Origin of the sequence: Curtobacterium sp. NPDC090223, assembly GCF_044746585.1 — a bacterium.
GTDB lineage: Bacteria > Actinomycetota > Actinomycetes > Actinomycetales > Microbacteriaceae > Curtobacterium.
The window spans coordinates 283,458-302,360 of record NZ_JBIVCN010000006.1; the positions used below are offsets into that span (position 1 = coordinate 283,458).

At 72.1% G+C, this 18,903-nt stretch carries 15 protein-coding genes; 9 read left to right on the top strand and 6 right to left on the bottom strand.

What is annotated here, in order from left to right; all coding sequences use genetic code 11:
* Positions 1–43 precede the first annotated feature (43 nt).
* The 9 genes from ACIPJY_RS16315 to gap all read left to right on the top strand — a co-directional run bounded on the left by ACIPJY_RS16315 (position 44) and on the right by gap (position 11,223).
* A complete protein-coding gene (locus ACIPJY_RS16315; protein WP_400465849.1) occupies positions 44–1,411 on the top strand; it encodes an alpha/beta hydrolase in 1,368 nt (455 codons plus the stop codon).
* Positions 1,412–1,489: 78 nt separating this feature from the next.
* On the top strand, positions 1,490–3,769 hold the full coding sequence (locus ACIPJY_RS16320; RefSeq protein WP_400465852.1) for a transglycosylase domain-containing protein: 2,280 nt from the start codon (positions 1,490–1,492) through the stop codon (positions 3,767–3,769).
* 49 nt (positions 3,770–3,818) lie between these two features.
* Positions 3,819–4,118, top strand: coding sequence for an Asp-tRNA(Asn)/Glu-tRNA(Gln) amidotransferase subunit GatC (gatC, locus tag ACIPJY_RS16325; protein WP_400465854.1), 300 nt, complete (start codon positions 3,819–3,821; stop codon positions 4,116–4,118).
* Positions 4,115–5,662 carry an Asp-tRNA(Asn)/Glu-tRNA(Gln) amidotransferase subunit GatA gene (gene gatA, locus ACIPJY_RS16330; RefSeq protein ID WP_400465857.1) on the top strand — a complete coding sequence of 516 codons (1,548 nt, stop codon included), beginning with the start codon at positions 4,115–4,117 and terminating at the stop codon, positions 5,660–5,662. The genes gatC and gatA overlap by 4 nt, the downstream gene beginning before the upstream one ends.
* Positions 5,662–7,164 carry an Asp-tRNA(Asn)/Glu-tRNA(Gln) amidotransferase subunit GatB gene (gene gatB, locus ACIPJY_RS16335; protein ID WP_400465860.1) on the top strand — a complete coding sequence of 501 codons (1,503 nt, stop codon included), beginning with the start codon at positions 5,662–5,664 and terminating at the stop codon, positions 7,162–7,164. The genes gatA and gatB overlap by 1 nt, the downstream gene beginning before the upstream one ends.
* Positions 7,165–7,257: 93 nt before the next feature.
* A complete protein-coding gene (locus ACIPJY_RS16340) occupies positions 7,258–8,385 on the top strand; it encodes a type III polyketide synthase (RefSeq protein WP_400465863.1) in 1,128 nt (375 codons plus the stop codon).
* Positions 8,382–9,104 (top strand): methyltransferase domain-containing protein, encoded by a 723-nt coding sequence (locus ACIPJY_RS16345; protein WP_400465866.1) that lies wholly within the window; start codon positions 8,382–8,384, stop codon positions 9,102–9,104. The genes ACIPJY_RS16340 and ACIPJY_RS16345 overlap by 4 nt, the downstream gene beginning before the upstream one ends.
* 37 nt (positions 9,105–9,141) lie before the next feature.
* Complete coding sequence (locus tag ACIPJY_RS16350) at positions 9,142–10,092, top strand: GlxA family transcriptional regulator (protein WP_400465869.1); 951 nt, start codon at positions 9,142–9,144, stop codon at positions 10,090–10,092.
* A gap of 114 nt (positions 10,093–10,206) precedes the next feature.
* Positions 10,207–11,223, top strand: coding sequence for a type I glyceraldehyde-3-phosphate dehydrogenase (gap, locus tag ACIPJY_RS16355; protein ID WP_400465872.1), 1,017 nt, complete (start codon positions 10,207–10,209; stop codon positions 11,221–11,223).
* A gap of 477 nt (positions 11,224–11,700) precedes the next feature.
* Here gap and ACIPJY_RS16360 read toward each other — a convergent pair whose 3' ends face one another.
* The 6 genes from ACIPJY_RS16360 to ACIPJY_RS16385 all read right to left on the bottom strand — a co-directional run bounded on the left by ACIPJY_RS16360 (position 11,701) and on the right by ACIPJY_RS16385 (position 18,794).
* Positions 11,701–12,828, bottom strand: a complete 1,128-nt coding sequence (locus ACIPJY_RS16360; RefSeq protein WP_400463059.1) for an N-acetylglucosamine kinase — start codon at positions 12,826–12,828, stop codon at positions 11,701–11,703.
* Positions 12,816–14,117: a 6-phospho-beta-glucosidase gene (locus ACIPJY_RS16365; protein ID WP_400463056.1), complete on the bottom strand. Its 1,302-nt coding sequence runs from the start codon at positions 14,115–14,117 to the stop codon at positions 12,816–12,818. Before ACIPJY_RS16365 ends, ACIPJY_RS16360 begins: the two co-directional genes overlap by 13 nt.
* Before the next feature lie 8 nt (positions 14,118–14,125).
* Positions 14,126–15,016 carry a carbohydrate ABC transporter permease gene (locus ACIPJY_RS16370; protein ID WP_400463053.1) on the bottom strand — a complete coding sequence of 297 codons (891 nt, stop codon included), beginning with the start codon at positions 15,014–15,016 and terminating at the stop codon, positions 14,126–14,128.
* Positions 15,016–16,059, bottom strand: coding sequence for a carbohydrate ABC transporter permease (locus ACIPJY_RS16375; protein WP_400463050.1), 1,044 nt, complete (start codon positions 16,057–16,059; stop codon positions 15,016–15,018). The genes ACIPJY_RS16370 and ACIPJY_RS16375 overlap by 1 nt, the downstream gene beginning before the upstream one ends.
* Positions 16,059–17,399, bottom strand: coding sequence for an extracellular solute-binding protein (locus tag ACIPJY_RS16380; RefSeq protein ID WP_400463047.1), 1,341 nt, complete (start codon positions 17,397–17,399; stop codon positions 16,059–16,061). Before ACIPJY_RS16380 ends, ACIPJY_RS16375 begins: the two co-directional genes overlap by 1 nt.
* 153 nt (positions 17,400–17,552) lie before the next feature.
* A complete protein-coding gene (locus tag ACIPJY_RS16385) occupies positions 17,553–18,794 on the bottom strand; it encodes an ROK family protein (RefSeq protein WP_400463044.1) in 1,242 nt (413 codons plus the stop codon).
* Between the last annotated feature and the right edge of the window lie 109 nt (positions 18,795–18,903).

The following is an 18,903-nucleotide window of genomic DNA, read 5'->3' on the forward strand; positions in this document are numbered from 1 at the left end:
TCTGCAGGGGGACGATGGGAAGGCCTTCCCGGGGGAGACCGGTTTGCTGCTCGTCGCCGCTGCTCTGCTCACCGCCTCGATGCACTCGCTCGGAGTGGTCGGGTCGCCGGTCGCGCCCACGGCCAGCTCGGTGTCCGTCGTCCAGACCGCCGCGATCGTGCACGACCCCGCGGACTCGTCCCGACCGGTCATGACCGGGGGACAGGACACGGTCGACGTCGCCGACCTCCGGGCCGCTCGCGGACGGACGTTCCTGGACGACCTGGTCGCGATCGCCCCGCACGAGCTGGCGCACGCCGCCGCCGACGGCGACGTCGTCGCGACCGTGATGGACCACCCGCCGACCGCGGCCGAGGTCACGACCTGGTGGTCCGGCCTGGGTGCGGTGGAGCGCACCCGGCTCGAGCGAGACGCCCCCGTCGTCGTCGGCAACCTCGACGGCGTGCCGTACACGGTGCGGGACCGGGCGAACCGGGCGGTGCTCGCCGCCGGGCTCGCCGACCCGCACACGGTGGCGTCCGAGTCCGCGATGCTCGGGCAGGTCCGCGACTCGCTGCGCCGCGCGGCCGACACCCCGCCGAAGTCCCTGATCACGCTCGACACCCGCGGTGCCGGGCGTTCCGCCATCGCGATCGGGGACCTCGACACCGCCGCGGACGTCACGGTCGTCGTCCCCGGCATGTTCTTCACGGTCACCGGGCAGATGGTCGACTTCACCGCCACCGCCGGCGACCTGTACGCCGAACAGGCGACGCTCTCCCCGGTGGCCGCGCCGGCACCGGGCACCGGCGTCGCGGTGGTGGCCTGGATGGGGTACCGGACGCCCGACCTGTCGAACATCCTCTCGCTCGACCTCGCGAAGACCGGAGCGGCCCGGCTCGAACGGACCGTCGACGGCATCCGGCAGCTCCGCGACGGACGGCAGCCGCGGCTCGGCATCGTGGCGCACTCCTACGGTTCGACGACGGCGCTGATGGCCCTGGCGTCCGGGCACATGAGCGCGGACAGCCTCACCGTGCTGGGGTCGCCGGGGAGCGACGTCACCAACGCGTCCGAGCTCGCGGTGTCCGCGGGCGAGGTGTTCGTCGGCGGTGCGCACTGGGACCCGATCGCCGGTTCCGGGTACTTCGGGACCGACCCGGGCGTCGCCGGGTTCGGCTCGACGGTGCTCGACCTGGCCGGTGGTGTCGACCCGCAGGACGCCGGCGACCTGTTCCGACGTCCGGTCGGGCACAACGACTACCTCAAGCCCGGCACCGCGTCCCTGCACGACGTCGCCCTCATCGCGGTCGGCCGCGGCGACATGGTCCGGGACGGCATCCGCCAGGGCAACGGCCGCGGCGAGGGCGTCGTCGGGGCATCGCCGGACATGTACCTCGTCCGGCCGCAGGACCTGCAGCCACGCGACTGAGTCTCAACCTGAGGACCGGTGCAGCTTCTGCGGCGCTCGCAGCGGTCTCGACCCAGGGCGGCTCCCTACCGTGCTCCCATGCGTGTCGTTCGGTGGCCAGGCGCCCTCCTGATGTTCGTCGTGATGTCGGTGCTCGCCGGGCTGCTCGTCGCCGTCGCCGTGACGCCGGCCGTCGCCGTGGCGGGGGAGAGCGCCTCCGGGGCCGCCGCGTTCTTCGAGGACCTGCCGAGCTACCTCGACGTGCAGACCCCGCAGCAGGTCTCGACCGTCTACGCGAAGCAGGGCGGCAAGGACGTCAAGATCGCGTCCTTCTACGCCGAGAACCGCACGAACGTGGCCTCGAGCGCGATCGCCACGACGCTGAAGCAGGCGGCGATCGACACCGAGGACCCGCGCTACTACGACGAGGGCGGCATCGACGTCATCGGCACGCTCCGCGGCGCGGCCGCCACGGTCGTCGGCGGGGACGTCCAGGGCGGGTCGAGCATCACCCAGCAGTACGTCAAGAACGTGCTCGTGCAGCAGTGCGAGCAGTTGACGGGGAAGGACGCCGCCGCGACGAAGGCGAAGATCGCGGCCTGCTACGAGGACGCCGCCGGTGTCACCCCGCAGCGCAAGCTGCAGGAGATGCGGTACGCGATCGCCGTGAACAAGAAGTACTCAAAGGCGGAGATCCTCACCGGGTACCTCAACATCGTCGGGCTCGGCGGGCGCGTGTACGGCGCCGAGGCGGGTGCGGAGTACTACTTCGGCGTGCACGCGAAGGACCTCTCGCTCGTGCAGTCGGCGACCCTCGTGGCGATCCTGAACAACCCGTCGAACCTGCGCATCGACGAGCCGAGCGACGCCGACAACGGCAGCGCGAACGGGTACGCGGCGACGAAGGCCCGCCGCGACTACGTCCTCCAGCGGATGTACGCGCACCACTCGATCACGAAGGCCGAGGAGACCGCCGCGATCGCGACCCCGGTGCAGCCGAAGATCACCGAGACGGCGAACGGCTGCTCGTCCGCGGCGACGAACTTCGACGCCGGGTACTTCTGCGACTACGTGCGGGACCAGGTGCTGCAGGACCCGGCCTTCGGGAAGACCTCGGCCGAGCGGATCGCCACCCTCGACACCAAGGGCCTCCAGATCCACACCTCGCTCGACCTCGACCTGCAGGCGCAGGCGCAGAACGCCCTGTCGTCGTACGTGCCGACCTCGATGGCCGGCGTCGACGCGGGCGGCTCGAACGTGACGGTCGAACCCGGAACCGGTCGGATCGTGTCGATGGTGCAGAACACCACCTACACGCAGGGCGACAACACCTCGGCCGGCACCACGGCGGTGAACTACAGCGCCGACACCGCGTACGGCAACTCCGGCGGGTTCCAGACCGGGTCGACGTTCAAGGTGTTCACGCTCGCCGAGTGGCTCGCGACCGGCCACACCCTCTCCGAGTCCGTCCCGACGAGCCAGCACGACTACCCGACCTCCGAGTTCACCAACTCGTGCGCGAACATCGCCGGCCCGGACTGGTCCGTGGCGAACGCCGAGTCGGTGCCGGCGTCGATGACGGTCCAGGCGGCCACCGCCGAGTCGATCAACACCGCGTTCGCGGCGATGGGCAAGCAGCTCGACCTCTGTGAGATCGCGAACCTGGCCGAGTCGATGGGCATCCACACGGCCGCGGGCAAGGCGATCAGCTCGGTGCCGTCGATGATCCTCGGCACGAACAACCTCTCGCCGATCGACCTCGCCGAGGCGTACGCGGGCTTCGCGAACGGTGGCGTGGTCTGCACACCGACCGCGATCGACTCCGTCACCGAGGCCGACGGCACGACGATCACGCCGACGCCGACGTCCTGCACACGCGGCGTGGACACCGACGTCGCGGGGACCGTCGACTACGCGCTGCAGTCGGTGCTCACCGGCTCGGGAACGGCCGCGAGCGCGAACCCCGGTGACGCGACGCCGAAGTTCGCCAAGACGGGCACCACCGACGGGGACGTGCAGAACTGGCTCGTCGCGTCGTCGACGAAGTACACGAACGCCACCTGGATCGGGAACGTGCAGGGCAACGTCAAGCTCGCGAACTGGCCGTTCCTGCAGGGCACGACCGGGTACAGCGCGAAGTTCGGGGTCGGGAAGTCGATGATGACCTACCTCGACGCGCACTACGGCGGCGATGCGCTGCCGACGCCGAGCCAGTCCATGATCGTCGGTTCGTCGAAGAGCAGCGGCACGAGCAGCAGCTCGAGCAGCACCGGCACGAGCAGCACCGGCGGCACGAGCAGCGCGGGCGGCACGAGCGACTCGGGCGGCGCGAGCGGCGACGGCGGCGACAGCGGCGACAGCGGCGACAGCGGGAAGTGACGCGCTCGGTAGACTGGTGCGCATTCCTTGAACCGATCGACGGAGCACCATGCCTGACATCACGAGCGAGCAGGTCGCCCACCTGGCGAACCTCGCACGTATCGCACTCACGCCCGACGAGATCGAGAAGCTGACCGGGGAGCTGTCGCACATCGTCGACAGCGTCGCGAAGGTGACCGAGGTCGCCACGCCGGACGTCCCCGCCACGAGCCACCCGGTCGCCCTCGCGAACGTCCTCCGACCCGACGTGGTCGGCGAGACGCTGACGCAGGAGCAGGCGCTCTCCGGTGCGCCCGACTCGGACGGCGAACGGTTCCGGGTGACGGCGATCTTGGGAGAAGAGCAGTGACCGACGACATCACCCGCCTCAGCGCGGCCGCGCTCGCCGACGCCCTGGTGGCGCGCGACGTCTCCAGCGTCGAGGCCACCCAGGCGCACCTCGACCGCATCGCGGCCGTCGACCCCGACGTGCACGCGTTCCTGCACGTCAACGAGAACGCCATCGGCGTCGCGAAGTCGATCGACTCGCGCCGTGCCGCCGGTGACGACCTCGGCGCGCTCGCGGGTGTCCCGGTCGCCATCAAGGACGTCCTCTGCACGATCGACATGCCGTCGACCTCCGGCTCGAAGATCCTCGAGGGCTGGGTGCCGCCGTACGACGCCACCACGGTGCTGAAGCTCCGTCGTGCCGGCATGGTGCCGCTCGGCAAGACGAACATGGACGAGTTCGCGATGGGCTCGACGACCGAGTTCTCCGCGTACGGCCCGACGCACAACCCGTGGGACCTCGGCCGGATCCCCGGCGGTTCCGGTGGTGGCTCGGCCGCAGCGGTCGCCGCGTTCGAGGCGCCGCTCGCCCTCGGTTCCGACACCGGTGGCTCGATCCGTCAGCCCGGCGCCGTGACCGGCACCGTCGGTGTGAAGCCGACCTACGGCGGGGTCAGCCGCTACGGCGCGATCGCGCTGGCGTCGAGCCTCGACCAGGTCGGCCCGGTCGCCCGCACCGTCCTCGACGCCGCGCTCCTGCACGACGTCATCGGGGGGCACGACCCGAAGGACTCCACCTCGATCCCCCAGGAGTGGCCGTCCTTCGCCGCTGCCGCCCGTGACGGCCTCCAGGCGGACACGCTGCGCGGGCTGCGGGTCGGCGTCGTGAAGGAACTGGCCGGGGGCGAGGGCTTCCAGGCCGGTGTCACCCAGCGCTTCCAGGAGACCGTCGCGATCCTCGAGGCCGCGGGTGCGGTCGTCGTCGAGATCGACGCGCCGAGCTTCGCCTACGCGATCAGCGCCTACTACCTGATCCTCCCGGCAGAGGCCTCCTCGAACCTCGCGAAGTTCGACTCGGTCCGCTTCGGCCTGCGTGTCACGCCCGAGGGCGGCGCGACCGTCGAGGACGTGATGGCCGCCACGCGCGAAGCCGGCTTCGGCCCCGAGGTCAAGCGCCGCATCATCCTCGGCACCTACGCGCTGAGCGCCGGGTACTACGACGCCTACTACGGCAGCGCGCAGAAGGTCCGGACGCTCGTGCAGCGGGACTTCGACCGGGCGTTCGAGCAGGTCGACCTGCTCATCAGCCCGTCGGCGCCGACGACCGCGTTCCCCCTCGGCGAGCGGCTCGACGACCCGCTGGCGATGTACCTCAACGACCTCACCACGATCCCGGCGAACCTCGCGGGCGTGCCCGGGATGAGCATCCCGAACGGCCTCGCCCCGGAGGACGGCCTGCCGACCGGTGTGCAGCTCATGGCGCCCCAGCGCGAGGACGCCCGTCTGTACCGCTACGGTGCGGCGCTCGAGCGCCTGCTCGAGCAGCAGTGGGGTGCCCCGCTCATCGACCGGATCCCCGACCTGGACGCGAGTCAGCAGTCGGCAGCAGAGGAAGGCGTGGTCTGATGGCCGCCAAGGACGCACTCATGGACTTCGACGAGGCGCTCGAGCGCTTCGAGCCGGTCCTCGGCTTCGAGGTGCACGTCGAGCTCGCGACGAAGACGAAGATGTTCTCGGACGCCCCGAACTTCTTCGGCGGCGAGCCCAACACGAACGTCACCCCGGTGGACCTCGGACTGCCCGGGTCGCTCCCGGTCGTGAACGAGCAGGCCGTGCGCTTCTCGATCAACCTCGGGCTGGCGCTCGGCTGCTCGATCGCCGAGTCCTCGCGGTTCGCCCGGAAGAACTACTACTACCCGGACAACCCGAAGAACTACCAGATCTCGCAGTACGACGAGCCCATCGCCTTCGAGGGCGAGGTCGAGGTCGAACTCGCCGACGGCACGCTGTTCCAGGTGCCGATCGAGCGCGCCCACATGGAAGAGGACGCCGGCAAGCTGACGCACGTCGGCGGTGCGACCGGTCGGATCCAGGGCGCCGAGTACTCCCTCGTCGACTACAACCGTGCCGGTGTCCCGCTCGTCGAGATCGTCACGAAGCCGATCTTCGGTGCCGCCCACCGCGCCCCCGAGCTCGGTGCCGCGTACGTCCAGGTCATCCGTGACCTGGTCCGCGCGCTCGGCGTCTCCGAGGCCCGCATGGAGCGTGGCAACCTGCGCTGCGACGCGAACATCTCGCTCCGTCCGTGGGGTCAGGAGAAGCTCGGCACCCGCACCGAGACGAAGAACGTCAACTCGTTCCGCGCGGTCGAGCGCGCCATCCGCTACGAGATCCAGCGCCAGGCCGCGATCCTCGCCGACGGGGGCACGATCACGCAGGAGACCCGGCACTGGCACGAGGACACCGGCCGCACCTCGGCCGGCCGTCCGAAGTCGGACGCCGACGACTACCGGTACTTCCCGGAGCCGGACCTGCTCCCCGTGGTGCCGGACAAGGCGATGATCGAGGAACTCCGTGCGTCCATGCCGGAGGCCCCGGTCGCCCGTCGCCGGCGCCTCAAGGGCGAGTTCGGGTTCGCGGACCTGGAGTTCCAGGACGTCGTGAACGGTGGACTCCTGGACGAGGTCGAGGCCACGGTCGCCGCCGGCGCCCCGGCGCAGGCCGCCCGCAAGTGGTGGACCGGTGAGATCAGCCGTGTCGCGAACACGCAGGACGCCGCCCCCGGCGACCTGGTGTCGCCCGCGCACGTCGCCGAGCTCATCACGCTGGTCGAGTCCGGTGACCTGACCGACCGACTGGCGCGCCAGGTGCTCGAGGGCGTCATCGCCGGAGAGGGCTCGCCCGCAGCCGTCGTCGAGTCGCGTGGGCTCAAGGTCGTCTCGGACGACTCGGCCCTGACCGCAGCCGTCGACGAGGCACTGGCGGCGCAGCCCGACGTGCTCGCCAAGATCAAGGACGGCAAGGTCCAGGCCGCCGGCGCGATCATCGGTGCGGTCATGAAGTCCATGCAGGGCCAGGCCGACGCGGCCCGGGTCCGCGAGCTGGTCCTGGAGCGCGCGCAGGCGTAGCAGCAGACCACGGACAGGAGGCACGGTGCGGGTCCGCACCGTGCCTCCCGTCGTTCCTGGGGACGGGTCCACGGCCCGGTGACAGGATGAGGCGTGTCCGCAACGATCCGCGCCATCGGTACCGCCGTCCCTCCGACGACGCTCGACCAGTCCGCCGTGCGCGACCTCTTCACGGCGCAACCCGACCTCGGACGGCTGGGCCGGCGCATCGTCCCGGCGGCGTTCGACGCCTCGGCGGTCGCGTACCGGCACACCGTCCTGACTGACCTCGATCCCGCCGGTGCGCCCGGTGCGTTCCGGGACGCCGACGGCCGCCTGCACTCGCCGTCGACGGGGACCCGGAACGACCGGTACCGCGAGCTCGCGCCGCCGCTGTTCGTCGCCTCCGCGCGGGACGCCCTGGAACGATCCGGCGTGGACCCGGCCGAGGTCACGCACGTGGTGACCGTGTCGTGCACGGGGTTCACCCAGCCCGGCCCGGACCTGGCGATCGTCGAGCAGCTCGGGCTGCGCCGAACGGTGTTCCGCCAGCACGTCGGCTTCATGGGCTGCTTCGCCGCCTTCCCGGCCCTCCGCATCGCCGCCGCCTTCGCCGAGGCCGACCCGACGGCGGTCGTGCTCGTCGTCTGCGCCGAGCTCTGCACGCTGCACGTCCGCGCCTCGGACGACCCGGACCAGATCGTCGCGAACAGCGTCTTCGGGGACGGCGCCGCCGCTGCGGTGGTCACCGCCGACGGCCCCGGGCTCCGGCTCGACCGGTTCGCGACCACCGTGGTCCCCGAGGGGGCCTCCGAGATGGCCTGGAACATCGGCGACGAGGGCTTCGAGATGGTGCTCAGCACCGCCGTCCCGAAGCTCGTCGGCGCCACTGTGGCCGAGGCCGTCGCGCCGCTGCTGTCCGGACCCGCCGCGGACGTCCCGATCTGGGCCGTGCACCCGGGCGGACGAGCGATCCTGGACCGCACCGAGGACGCCCTCGGGCTGCCGGAGCACGCGATGACGAGCAGCCGCGCCGTCCTGCGGGACCACGGCAACATGTCGAGCGCCACGGTGCTGTTCGTGCTGCGCGACGCCCTGGACGCCGGCATCGAGGACGGGACGCCCGTGGTCGCACTGGCCTTCGGACCGGGCCTCACCGTCGAGAGCGCCCGGCTCACCGCGGTCGGGACGACCGTCGCCGAGTCGAGCACCGTGCCGGAGCTGGCCGTGGAGTACCGGTGAGCCGACGTGACGGGGCCGAGCCCGGCCTCCCGGCGGTCGACCTGCGCACCCGCGACCTGGAGCTGCGCGAACTCATGGACGACCCCGACTGCGACCCGCGCGCGCTCGCGCGCACGTTCCGGCGGTTCGCCGTCGTGAACTCGCTCGTGAGCGGGTGGCGGGCCGCGTGGCGGACCCACGTCGTGCCGGCGCTGCCGGTGCACGGCCGAGGACGCGTGCTCGACCTCGGTTGCGGCGGTGGTGACCTCGCTCGCGCGCTGGTGCGCTGGGCGGCGAGTGACGGCTTCGACATCGAGGTCGTCGGCGTCGACCCCGACCCGCGCGCGATCGCGGCGGCGACCCGGTCGACACCGCGTGGTGTGACCTTCCGCGAGCAGTCGAGCGGTGACCTGGTGGCCGCCGGCGAGCGCTTCGACGTCGTGGTCTCGAACCACGTGCTGCATCACCTCGGGGACGAGGAGCGCGCGGGGTTCCTGGCCGACTCCGAGCGGCTCGCCACGACGCGGAGCCTGCACTCGGACATCCGGCGATCGCCCGCTGCCTACCGGGCGTACGCGCTCGGCTCGGCACTGGTGGCGGCAGGGACCTTCGTCCGGGTGGACGGCCTGCGCTCGATCCGGCGGAGCTTCACGCTGCCGGAGCTGCACCAGGCGCTGCCCGGCGGATGGCGGGCCGAAGCGGCCGCGCCGCACCGGGTGCTCGCGATCCGCGACGCCTGAGGACGGCACGCGGCGCCGGGTCGGCTAGCGTCGGGGCATGGTGTCCCCTCGCCTCCACCGGGTCGCGGTGCTCGTGCTCGACGGTGCGAAGCCGCTCGACGTCGGGATCCCGGCGCAGGTGTTCTCGAACCGGCCGAGCATGCCCTACGAGGTCCGGGTCTGCGGACCGCGTGCCGGTCGGGTCACCGGTGGCGACGGTCTGGCGTACGCCGTCGACCACGGCCTCGAGGCGTTCGACTGGGCGGACACGGTGTTCGTCCCCGGCTACCGGTACCCCGCCGACACCCCGCCGCCGGACCCCGTCGTCGCGGCCCTGGTGCGGGCGCACGAGCGCGGGACGCGGATCGCGGCGATCTCCACCGGGGCGTTCGCACTCGCCGCGGCGGGGCTGCTCGACGGTCGCCGGGCGACGACGCACTGGCACTACACGCGGGTCCTGCGCGAGCGGTACCCGGCGGTCGAGGTCGACGAGAACGTGCTCTTCGTGGACGCCGGATCGGTCCTGACGAGCGCCGGCGCCGCGAGCGGGATCGACCTGTGCCTGCACCTGGTGCGGCGGGACCACGGGGTGGCGCTGTCGAACCACGTGGCCCGACGGCTGGTCAGCGCGCCGTACCGGAGCGGCGGGCAGGCGCAGTACGTCCCGCGCAGCGTGCCGGAGCCCCTCGGCGACGTGTTCGCGGAGACCCGGGAGTGGGCGCTCCGGCACCTCGCCGAGCCGCTGACGCTCGAGGTGCTCGCCCGGAACGCCACGGTGTCGTCGCGGACGTTCTCGCGGCGCTTCCTCGCCGACACCGGGTACACGCCGATGCAGTGGGTGCTGCGGGCACGGGTCGACCTGGCGCGCGAGCTGCTGGAGCGCACGGACCTCGGGGTGGACCAGGTCGCGGCGCGTGCCGGGCTCGGGACGGACGCCAACCTCCGGACCCACTTCCGGCGGGTCCTCGGGACCTCGCCCACGGAGTACCGGCGCACGTTCCAGGACTGACCGGGCGGACCGGGGCGGCCATGGTGGCGAGATCCTTCCGGACGCTGGCTTCCCTGCCACTGGAGCCGGGCCTCCAGGCCGATGAGCATGGACTCCGGAACGAAAGGAACCCCCATGACCCGCATCGGGATCAACGGATTCGGCCGCATCGGCCGCAACACCCTCCGCGCACTGCTCGCCCGCGGTGGTGACGACCTCGAGGTCGTCGCCGTCAACGACCTGACCGCGCCGGAGACCCTCGCCCACCTGTTCCAGTACGACTCGGCACTCGGGCCGTTCGACGGCACCGTCGAGGTGGACGGCGACACCCTGGTGGTCGGCGGGCGCCGGATCCGCGTGCTCGCCTCCCGCGAGCCCGCGGACCTGCCGTGGGGTGACCTCGGCGTCGAGGTCGTCCTGGAGTCCACCGGCCGGTTCACGGCCAGGGACGCGGCGGCGGCGCACCTGACCGCCGGTGCGGAGCGGGTGCTGATCAGCGCCCCCGCGACCGGGGCGGACGCGACGATCGCCTACGGCGTGAACTCGGACACCTTCGACCCGGCGGCGCACACCGTGATCAGCAACGCGAGCTGCACGACGAACGCCCTCGCGCCGCTGGCGTCGGTGCTCGACGACCTGGCGGAGATCGAGCACGGGTTCATGACGACCGTGCACGCGTACACGCAGGAGCAGAACCTGCAGGACGGACCGCACCGCGACCTGCGTCGTGCCCGCGCGGCCGGCGTGAACATCGTGCCGACCACGACCGGTGCCGCGAAGGCGATCGGGCTGGTGCTCCCGCGGCTCGACGGCAAGTTGTCCGGGGACGCGATCCGGGTGCCGGTGCCCGTCGGGTCGATCGTCGAGCTCAACACCGTCGTCGCGCGGGACGTCACCGTGGACCAGGTGAACGAGGCGTACCGGGCCGCTGCTGCCGGGCCGCTCGCCGGGGTGCTGGCGTACACGGCGGACCCGATCGTGTCGACGGACATCACCGGGCGGAGCGAGTCGAGCGTGTTCGACTCGCTGCTCACCCGGGTCGACGGTGGGCGGCACGTGAAGGTCGTCGCCTGGTACGACAACGAGTGGGGCTTCTCGAACCGGGTGGTCGACACGCTGGGGATGTTGGCGCGGGCGGGGGCGCGGGTGTAGCTGGGGCGGGGCGGGGCGCGGGCGTAGGCGGGCTGGGCGCGGGCTGGCTGGGCGCGGGCGCGGGCGGGGCGCGGGCGGCGGGGCTGCTGGCGCCTCGTTCTGCGCGCGGCGCCCCCGAGTTGCCGAGACGCCGCCGGATTCGGCGGCGTCTCGGCCGGCCGGAGGCGTCTCGGTCGGCGAGGGGCGCCTTCGGGCCGGCCCGGCGCCGCCCGGCGGGCCAGCAGGCCGCCCGGGCCGGGGCGGGGCGCCTGGTGGGTGGCCGAGGCGCGGGGGCGCGGGCGGCTGGGCTGCTGGCGCCCCGTTCTGCGCGCGGCGCCCCCGAGTTGCCGAGACGCCGCCGGATTCGGAGGCGTCTCGGCCGGCCGGAGGCGCCTCGGCCGGCGAGGGGCGCCTCCGGGCGGGCCCGCCTCCGGCAGGCCACCCGCCGCCAGCCCGCCGCCGCCCGCCCGCCTCCGGCGGGCCGCCCCGCCGGCGCCGCTACGCGATCAGCGCCGTCGTCGACGCGAAGGACCTCGAGCGGACCGCGGCCCGGTAGCGCTCGAGCGCTGCGGGCTCCGCGCCGACGGACTCCAGCGCCGCGAGCCCCGCCCCGAGCACCGGGGGAGCGGTCACCCACGTGGGCACCGCCCCCGGCACGCGAGCGGCCAACCCGCCGACGACCGCGTCGACGAGCAGCGGGTGCCGGGCAGCGAGCACGCCACCGCCGAGGACGACGGGAACCGCCGACCCAGCACCCCCGAGGCCGAGCCGCCCGAGCGCGACCGACGCGAGCAGCACGATCTCCTCCGCCTGGCGCGCGACGACCCCGGCGGCGACCGGGTCACCCGTGGCCGCGACCTCGAACAGCACCGGGCAGAGCCGGTTGAACACGCTCTGGTCCAGGCGGCCGAAGTGGACGGCCTCGGTGACCTCGCGGACGGTGCCGAGCCCGAGGGCCGCCGGGACCGCGGACACCAGCGCCGTCGCCGGCCCGCGTCCGTCGTCCGCCCGCGCCGCGTGCCACAGCGCCCGGTTGCCGAGGTACGCCCCACCGCCCCAGTCGCCCGAGACGTCCCCGATCGCGGGGAACCGCGAGGTCGCACCGTCGGCCCGCACCGCGAGCGCGTTGATGCCGGTCCCGCAGACCACCGCGGCGGCGTCCGGCGACAGCGTCCCCGCCCGCAGCAGCGCGAACAGGTCGTTGTCGAGGACGTCCGGCGCCCCGCCGTCCCGCTCCCAGTGCTGCAGTGCCGCGGTGGCCGCGGTGATCTCGTCCGGCAGGTCGAGCCCCGCGAGGTACACGTGCGTGGTCATGACGCGCGCGCCGTCGAGGGCGCGGACCACCCGCCCGCGGACGTCGTCGAGGATCGGGCCGGCGAGCTCCCACCCGCGGGTCTGCGGGTTCGAGCCCGGTCCGCGTGCGTGCCCGACGAGGGTGCCGTCGAGGGCGATCGCGACGACGTCGGTCTTGCTGCCGCCGCCGTCCACGGCGAGCACCACGTCCGGGACGCGGCGCGCGTCCGCAGTGCCGGTCGCGTCCGCCGTGCCGCTCGCGTCCGTCGTGTCGCCCGTCGGCCTGGAGGCCGGGGTCACCCCCGCCCCGCCGCTCCGGCTCAGCCCGCCCACGGCACCTGCTCCGATCGCGTCCACGGCAGGTGTTCCGCGTTCGCGGCCAGCAGCAGGTCGGTGAGCTTCTCGGCCTTGTCCACCTGTCCGACGAGGGGGTGCGCCCACATCGCACGGAGCACACGGTCACGGCCGCCGTGCACGGCCGCGTCGAGCGCGAGCCGCTCGTAGCCGGCGACGTGCGCGACGAGCCCGACCATGTCCGCGTCGAGCGGGGCGACCGGCAGCGGGGTGATCGCCTGACGGGTGACCCGGGCCGGGACCTCGATGACGTGGTCGTCGGGGAGGAACGGGAAGGTGCCGTCGTTCCGGACGTTGAGCACCTGCACGTCCCCGCGGTCCCCGAGGATCGAGGACAGCACGTCGATCGCGGCCTCGGAGTAGTACGCACCGCCGCGCTGCTCGAGCTCGGCGGGCTTCGTGACCACGGACTCGTCGGCGTACTTCGCGAGCAGTGCCCGCTCGGTCGCCATCACGGCCTCGGCTCGGGTGGGCTCGTGGAGTTGCTCCTCGAGCACGATGTCGTGGCTGTAGAAGTAGCGCAGGTAGTACGACGGGATCGCGTGCTGCAGGCGCAGCAGGTCCGGGTGCATGTGCACGCTCTCGGCGGTGCGGTCCAGTGCGTCCCCGCCGAGCAGGTCGTCGAGCACGTCCCGGGTCGAGCCGTCCGCTCCGGTGACGTGGACGCCGCGCTCCCACGTCAGGTGGTTCAGCCCGACGTGGTCCAGCCGGACCGACGACGGGGCGACCTGGAACTCCTTCGCGAACCGGCGCTGGAAACCAATTGCCACGTTGCAGAGCCCGACGGCGCGGTGCCCGGCCTCGAGCAGTGCCCGGGTGACGATGCCGACCGGGTTCGTGAAGTCGACGATCCAGGCGTCCGGCTTCGCGTGCCGCCGGACCAGTTCGGCGTACTCCAGGACCACGGGCACGGTGCGGAGCGCCTTGGCGAACCCGCCCGGACCGGTGGTCTCCTGTCCGATGCAGCAGGCCTCGTGCGGCCAGGTCTCGTCCTGCTGCCGCGCGGCCTGCCCGCCGATCCGGAGCTGGAACATCACGGCGTCGGCGTCGCTGACCCCGGCGACGACGTCGTCGGTGACGTGCACGGTGCCCGGGTGGCCGGCGTGCGGGAACATCCGCTTCGCGACGCCGCCGACGAGTTCGCGGCGGACGGGGTCGGGGTCGACGAGCCAGAGTTCGTCGATGGGGAGCTGGTCGCGGAGCCGGGCGAAGCCGTCCACGAGTTCGGGGGTGTAGGTGGAACCGCCACCGATGACTGCGAGTTTCACTGTGGTGCTTATCCCTTCACGCCGGTGAGCGCGATGCCCTCGACGAATGCCTTCTGTGCGAAGAAGAAGATGACGACGACGGGGACCATGACGACGACGGTCATCGCCATCGTCATCGACCAGTCGGTGCCGTGTTGGCCGCGGAACGTCGCGAGTCCGTACGCGACCGGCCAGGCGGCCTGGTTCTCGGACGCGTAGAGGAGCGGGCCGTAGTAGTCGTTCCACGAGTTGAAGAACATGAAGATCGCCGCGGACGCGATGCCGGGCCTGGCCATCGGGACGACGACCCGCATGAGGACGCCCCACTCGCTGCAGCCGTCCATCCGGGCGGCGTCGCCGTACTCCTTCGGGATCGTCATGAAGAACTGCCGGAGCAGGAAGATGCTGAACGCGTCCCCGAGCAGGTTCGGCAGGATCAGCGGCCAGAGCGTGCCGGTCAGGTGCAGGTGCGACCACATCACGTAGACCGGCACCGCGGTGACCTGCGGGGGCAGGAGCATCGCGACGATGATCACCGTGAAGACCAGGTTCGCGCCCTTGAACTTGATCTGCGCCAGCGCGTACGCGGCGGGTACCGAGCTCAGGAGCATGAACGCGGTCGCGAGCACGGCGTAGAGCGCGGAGTTGCCGAACCACTGCGCGAGCGGCAGTTCGCTGAACACCCTGGCGTAGTTCGAGAAGTCGAACGGCTTCGGGATGATCGACGCCGTCAGTGCCTGGTTGCTCGACATGAGCGACGTCAGGACGACGAAGACGATCGGCGCGAGCGTCAGGACCCCGAGCGCGACGAGCGCGGCGTGTTCGGCGATCCAGAGCAGCAGGCTGCGACGGGGCTTCCCCGTCCGGGGTGCCGCTCCGCGGGGAGCCCGGGCGAGGGGGGACTGGGAGACGGCGGTCATCAGGACTCCTCGGGTCGGAAGACGGAGATCCGGCGCATGGTGAACACGAGCACGATCGCGGTGACCACGAACAGCACGACGGCCATCGCGGACGCGTACCCGAACTGGAAGTTCGCGAACCCGTGCTGGTAGAGCAGCTCGGTGTAGGTGAGGAGCGACGTGCCCGGGTAGCCGAGCTGCGCGGCCGTCCCACCGCCGATGGTCGCCTTGCCCGACGCCACCCCGGACGCGACCGCGGCCTCGGTGAAGTACTGCAGGGCCGCGATCACCCCCGTGACGGCAGCGAACCCGATCACCGGTGCGATCGTCGGCAGGGTGATGTGCCGCACCTGCTGCACGCCGTTCGCCCCGTCGAGCGAGGCGGCCTCGTACAGGTCGCGTGGCACGTCGAGGAGCGACGCCAGGAAGATGATCATGATGTCGCCCATCACCCAGACGCCCATGATCACGAGCGACGGCTTCGACCACGCCGGGTCGTTGAACCACAGCGGCCCGTCGATCCCGAACAGCCTGAGGATCTGGTTCACCGGGCCGGTGCCGGGGTTGAACAGGAACACGAAGGCGACGACACTCGCGACCGGCGGGACCAGGGCGGGCAGGTAGAACAGCGTCCGCCAGAACCCCGTCGCGGTCTTCGCCCGGCTGAGCAGCCCGGCGACGAGGAGCCCGCAGACGATCCGGACGGGCACCAGGATGACGACGAACCACGCGGTGTTGACGACGGCGGGCCAGATCTGCGGGTCCTGCGTGAACAGGAACCGGTAGTTCAGCAGGCCGACGAACTGCGGCTCCTGCAACTGGTTGTACCGCGTGAACGAGTAGAAGATGCTCGCCACCAGTGGGTAGGCGAAGAACACCACCAGACCCAGCAGTGCCGGGGCCAGCATCGTCAACGCGACGAGCCGGCGGCGGGACTCGGCGGAGCGGCGCCGGCGGGGCGGAGCCGTGGCGGCCTCCGGACCCGACCCCGTCGGGCCCGCCGGCCGGGAGGAACGGCCGAGCCGAGCCTCCCGGCCGGAGGCGGTCTTGGTCGGGACGCTCATCACGGACCCGCCAGCTGGTTCGCGTTGTCGATGTCGGAGTCCAGCTTCTTCAGCTTGGCGTCGAGGTCGCCGCCGTTCTCCTGGTACGCCTGCCAGAACTTCGTGAAGGTGCCGATGTAGGCGGCACCGTCCGCCGTGGCGGGCGAGGTCATCGTGTCCTTGTTCCCGGCGACGTCGACGAAGGTCTTGTAGTTCGCGTCGACCTCGAGGTCGGGGGACCGCAGCGCCGACGTGAGCGTCGGGATGTTCTTCAGCCCGTTGCCCATCGTGACCTGCGCGTCGGTGTTCGTCGACAGGTACTTCAGCAGCGCCCACGCGAGCTCCGGGTTCTTCGAGCCCTTCGCGATGCCCGCGACGTTGCCGGCGATGTACGTCGAGCCGTAGTTGCCGAGCCCGTCCATCACCGGGGTCGGCGCGGTGCCGTAGTCGAGGTCCGGCTTCTGGTCCTTGATGAACGCCGTGCGGTACTCACCGTCGATCTGCATCGCGACCTGACCGGTCTGGAACGCGTTGTCCGCGGCGAACTCCTGCCCGAGCCCGGACGTGAACGCCTTGAGCTTGTCGTAACCGATCTCGTCGACGAAGCCCTTCTGCCACTGGATGAGCTTCTTCCAGGCGGCCGAGGTGCCGATCTCGCTGTTGCCCTTGCTGTCCAGCCAGGTGCCGTCGATCATCGGCGCCCAGTGCTCGGGCGAGTTCTCGTAGAAGTCGATGAGCGGGTTGAACCCGAGCTGCTTGATCGAGCCGTCCGCGTTGTACGTCGTCATCTTCAGCGCGTCGGCCTCGAGCTCGTCGAGCGTCTTCGGCGGCGAGGTGATGCCGGCGGCCTGCATGGCCGGCTTGTTGTACATCAGCGCACTGACGTCGGCGAGGGCGGGGAGCGTGCAGCGCGTGCCCTTGTACTCGGTGTAGCCCTGCACGGCCTTGGGGATGTCGGACAGGTCGACCTTGTCGCGCTTGATGTACGGCGACAGGTCGCGGAAGGCACCGGAAGAGCAGAAGCTGCCCACGATGGCGGTGGAGTACGACAGGCCCACGTCGATGTTCTGCCCGGACGAGATCGCCTTCTGGAGCTTCTCGTCGTCCTGTCCGGCGTGGATGTCGACCGTGACGTCGGGGTTGGCCTTCTCGAAGCCGGCGACGGCCTTCTTGACGACGCTCGCCTCGCGGCCGGTGAAGAAGTGCCACAGGGACACCGTGCCCTTGAGGTCCTTCGGGGCGCTCGCGTCGATCGACGAGGCGCTGCTGCCGGAGCTGCAGCCGGCGACGACGAGGGCGCCGGTCGCGGCGACGGCGGTGGCGGCGATGATCCGCCTGAGGTGGGTGCGGGGGAGTGACACGGGATGACTCGCTCTCTGGTCTCGCTCCGGCGCGACCGGTGGACGCCGCACAGCAGTGCGGCGCCGGTTCCGGGCGCGCCGAAGAGCCCTCTGGCAGGGCTGGGTGGTGCCTCGAGTGGTGCGGGAGTGGTGGAGCTGGCGGTTGGTGCTGGCTCAGGCGCGCTGGACCGGATCCGGTTCGGTCGCATCGTCACTGATGCGGTCGAGCCGGTCCGCGAGCGCGGTGCGCACGACGTCGATGAGGACGTGGCGTGCGCCGTGCAGGACGGGTGTGTCGGGGACACCGGGTGCCACCACGGCGGTGGACCAGCGGGAGCGGGTCCGGAGCCAGGCGGTCACGGCGGCGGCCAGGGCGGGACCGCCCGCGATCCCGGTCGGGCCGTGCAGGACGACCGTCTCGGGATCGGCGACGGCGAGGGCGGGGAGCACGTTGTGCCCGACGCGCTCGCCGAGGGCGGTCGTGAAGGGGTGCTGCTCGGGGAGTCCGGGCAGCTGCGGGAGCACCTGGCGCCAGTCGGCAGCGGTGCCGTCCGGTGCGGTGACCCCGTGTTCGGCAGCGAGCGCGGTGATCGCGGTCTCGGAGATGAGGTCCGCGACGATCGTCGCCGTCGGGTCGAGGGGGAGCGCGTCGGCGGGCACGCTCAGGTAGCCGATCTCACCGGCGGCGCCGGAAGCCCCGGCGTGCAGGCGGCCGTCGAGGTCGAGGGCCATGCCGAGGCCCTCCGCCATCCACAGCACGGCGAAGGAGCCGAGCGCGCGTCCGGCGCCCATGTTCCGCTCGGCGATCGCGGCGAGGTTCGCGTCGTTCTCGACGACGACCTGCACGCCGAGTGCCTTCGACAGCGTCGCCGACACCTGGTCGCGCGGCCAGCCGGGGAGCCCGTCGGTGAAGATCAGGGTGTCGGTGGCGTGGTCGACGGACGCCTGCACGCCCACGGCGACGGCGGTGACCAGGTCCGGGTCGACGCCGGCTGCCGCTGCGGCGCGGCCGACCGCGGCGGCGACGATGTCCTCACCGGGGGCGCGGACCTCGGCGTCGCTCATCCGGTGCTCGGCAACGGGGTAGGTGCGGCCGGTGGCGTCCACCACGGTGGAGCGGACGTCGACGAGCTGCACGTCCACCGCGACGGCGAGGTCCCGGTCGGTCGTCGCCTCGTACACGACGGCGCTCGGGCCGCGGCGGCCGGTCTGCGTCTCGGTGCCGGCCTCGTGGATGAGCCCTGCTGCCTCGAGGCGGCGGATGATCTCGGCGGCGGTCGGCTTGCTCAGGCCGGTGCGCTGGGCGATCTCGTTGCGGGTCATCGGGCCGTCGTCGAGGAGCATGCCGAGGGCGGCGCGGTCGTTGAGCACGCGCAGCAGGGCGGGCTGCCCGGGGGTGCGTCCTCGTGTGGTCATGTCGAGGACTGTAACGGACAACCTTCTTTACTGAAAGGTTTGTTCACAGTTCCGAAACACGCGTTCCGCTCCGCGAAACACGGGGGCGTTCCGCGCGTGGGGGGTCGGA

Excerpts from the sequence above, each read along its gene's own strand:
- gatC (WP_400465854.1), top strand. The coding sequence starts at position 3,819 with ATGCCTGACATCACGAGCGAGCAGGTCGCCCACCTGGCGAACCTCGCA.
- ACIPJY_RS16385 (WP_400463044.1), bottom strand. The coding sequence starts at position 18,794 with ATGACCACACGAGGACGCACCCCCGGGCAGCCCGCCCTGCTGCGCGTG.
- gatB (WP_400465860.1), top strand. The coding sequence starts at position 5,662 with ATGGCCGCCAAGGACGCACTCATGGACTTCGACGAGGCGCTCGAGCGC.
- ACIPJY_RS16350 (WP_400465869.1), top strand. The coding sequence starts at position 9,142 with ATGGTGTCCCCTCGCCTCCACCGGGTCGCGGTGCTCGTGCTCGACGGT.
- ACIPJY_RS16320 (WP_400465852.1), top strand. The coding sequence starts at position 1,490 with ATGCGTGTCGTTCGGTGGCCAGGCGCCCTCCTGATGTTCGTCGTGATG.
- ACIPJY_RS16375 (WP_400463050.1), bottom strand. The coding sequence starts at position 16,059 with ATGAGCGTCCCGACCAAGACCGCCTCCGGCCGGGAGGCTCGGCTCGGC.
- gap (WP_400465872.1), top strand. The coding sequence starts at position 10,207 with ATGACCCGCATCGGGATCAACGGATTCGGCCGCATCGGCCGCAACACC.
- ACIPJY_RS16370 (WP_400463053.1), bottom strand. The coding sequence starts at position 15,016 with ATGACCGCCGTCTCCCAGTCCCCCCTCGCCCGGGCTCCCCGCGGAGCG.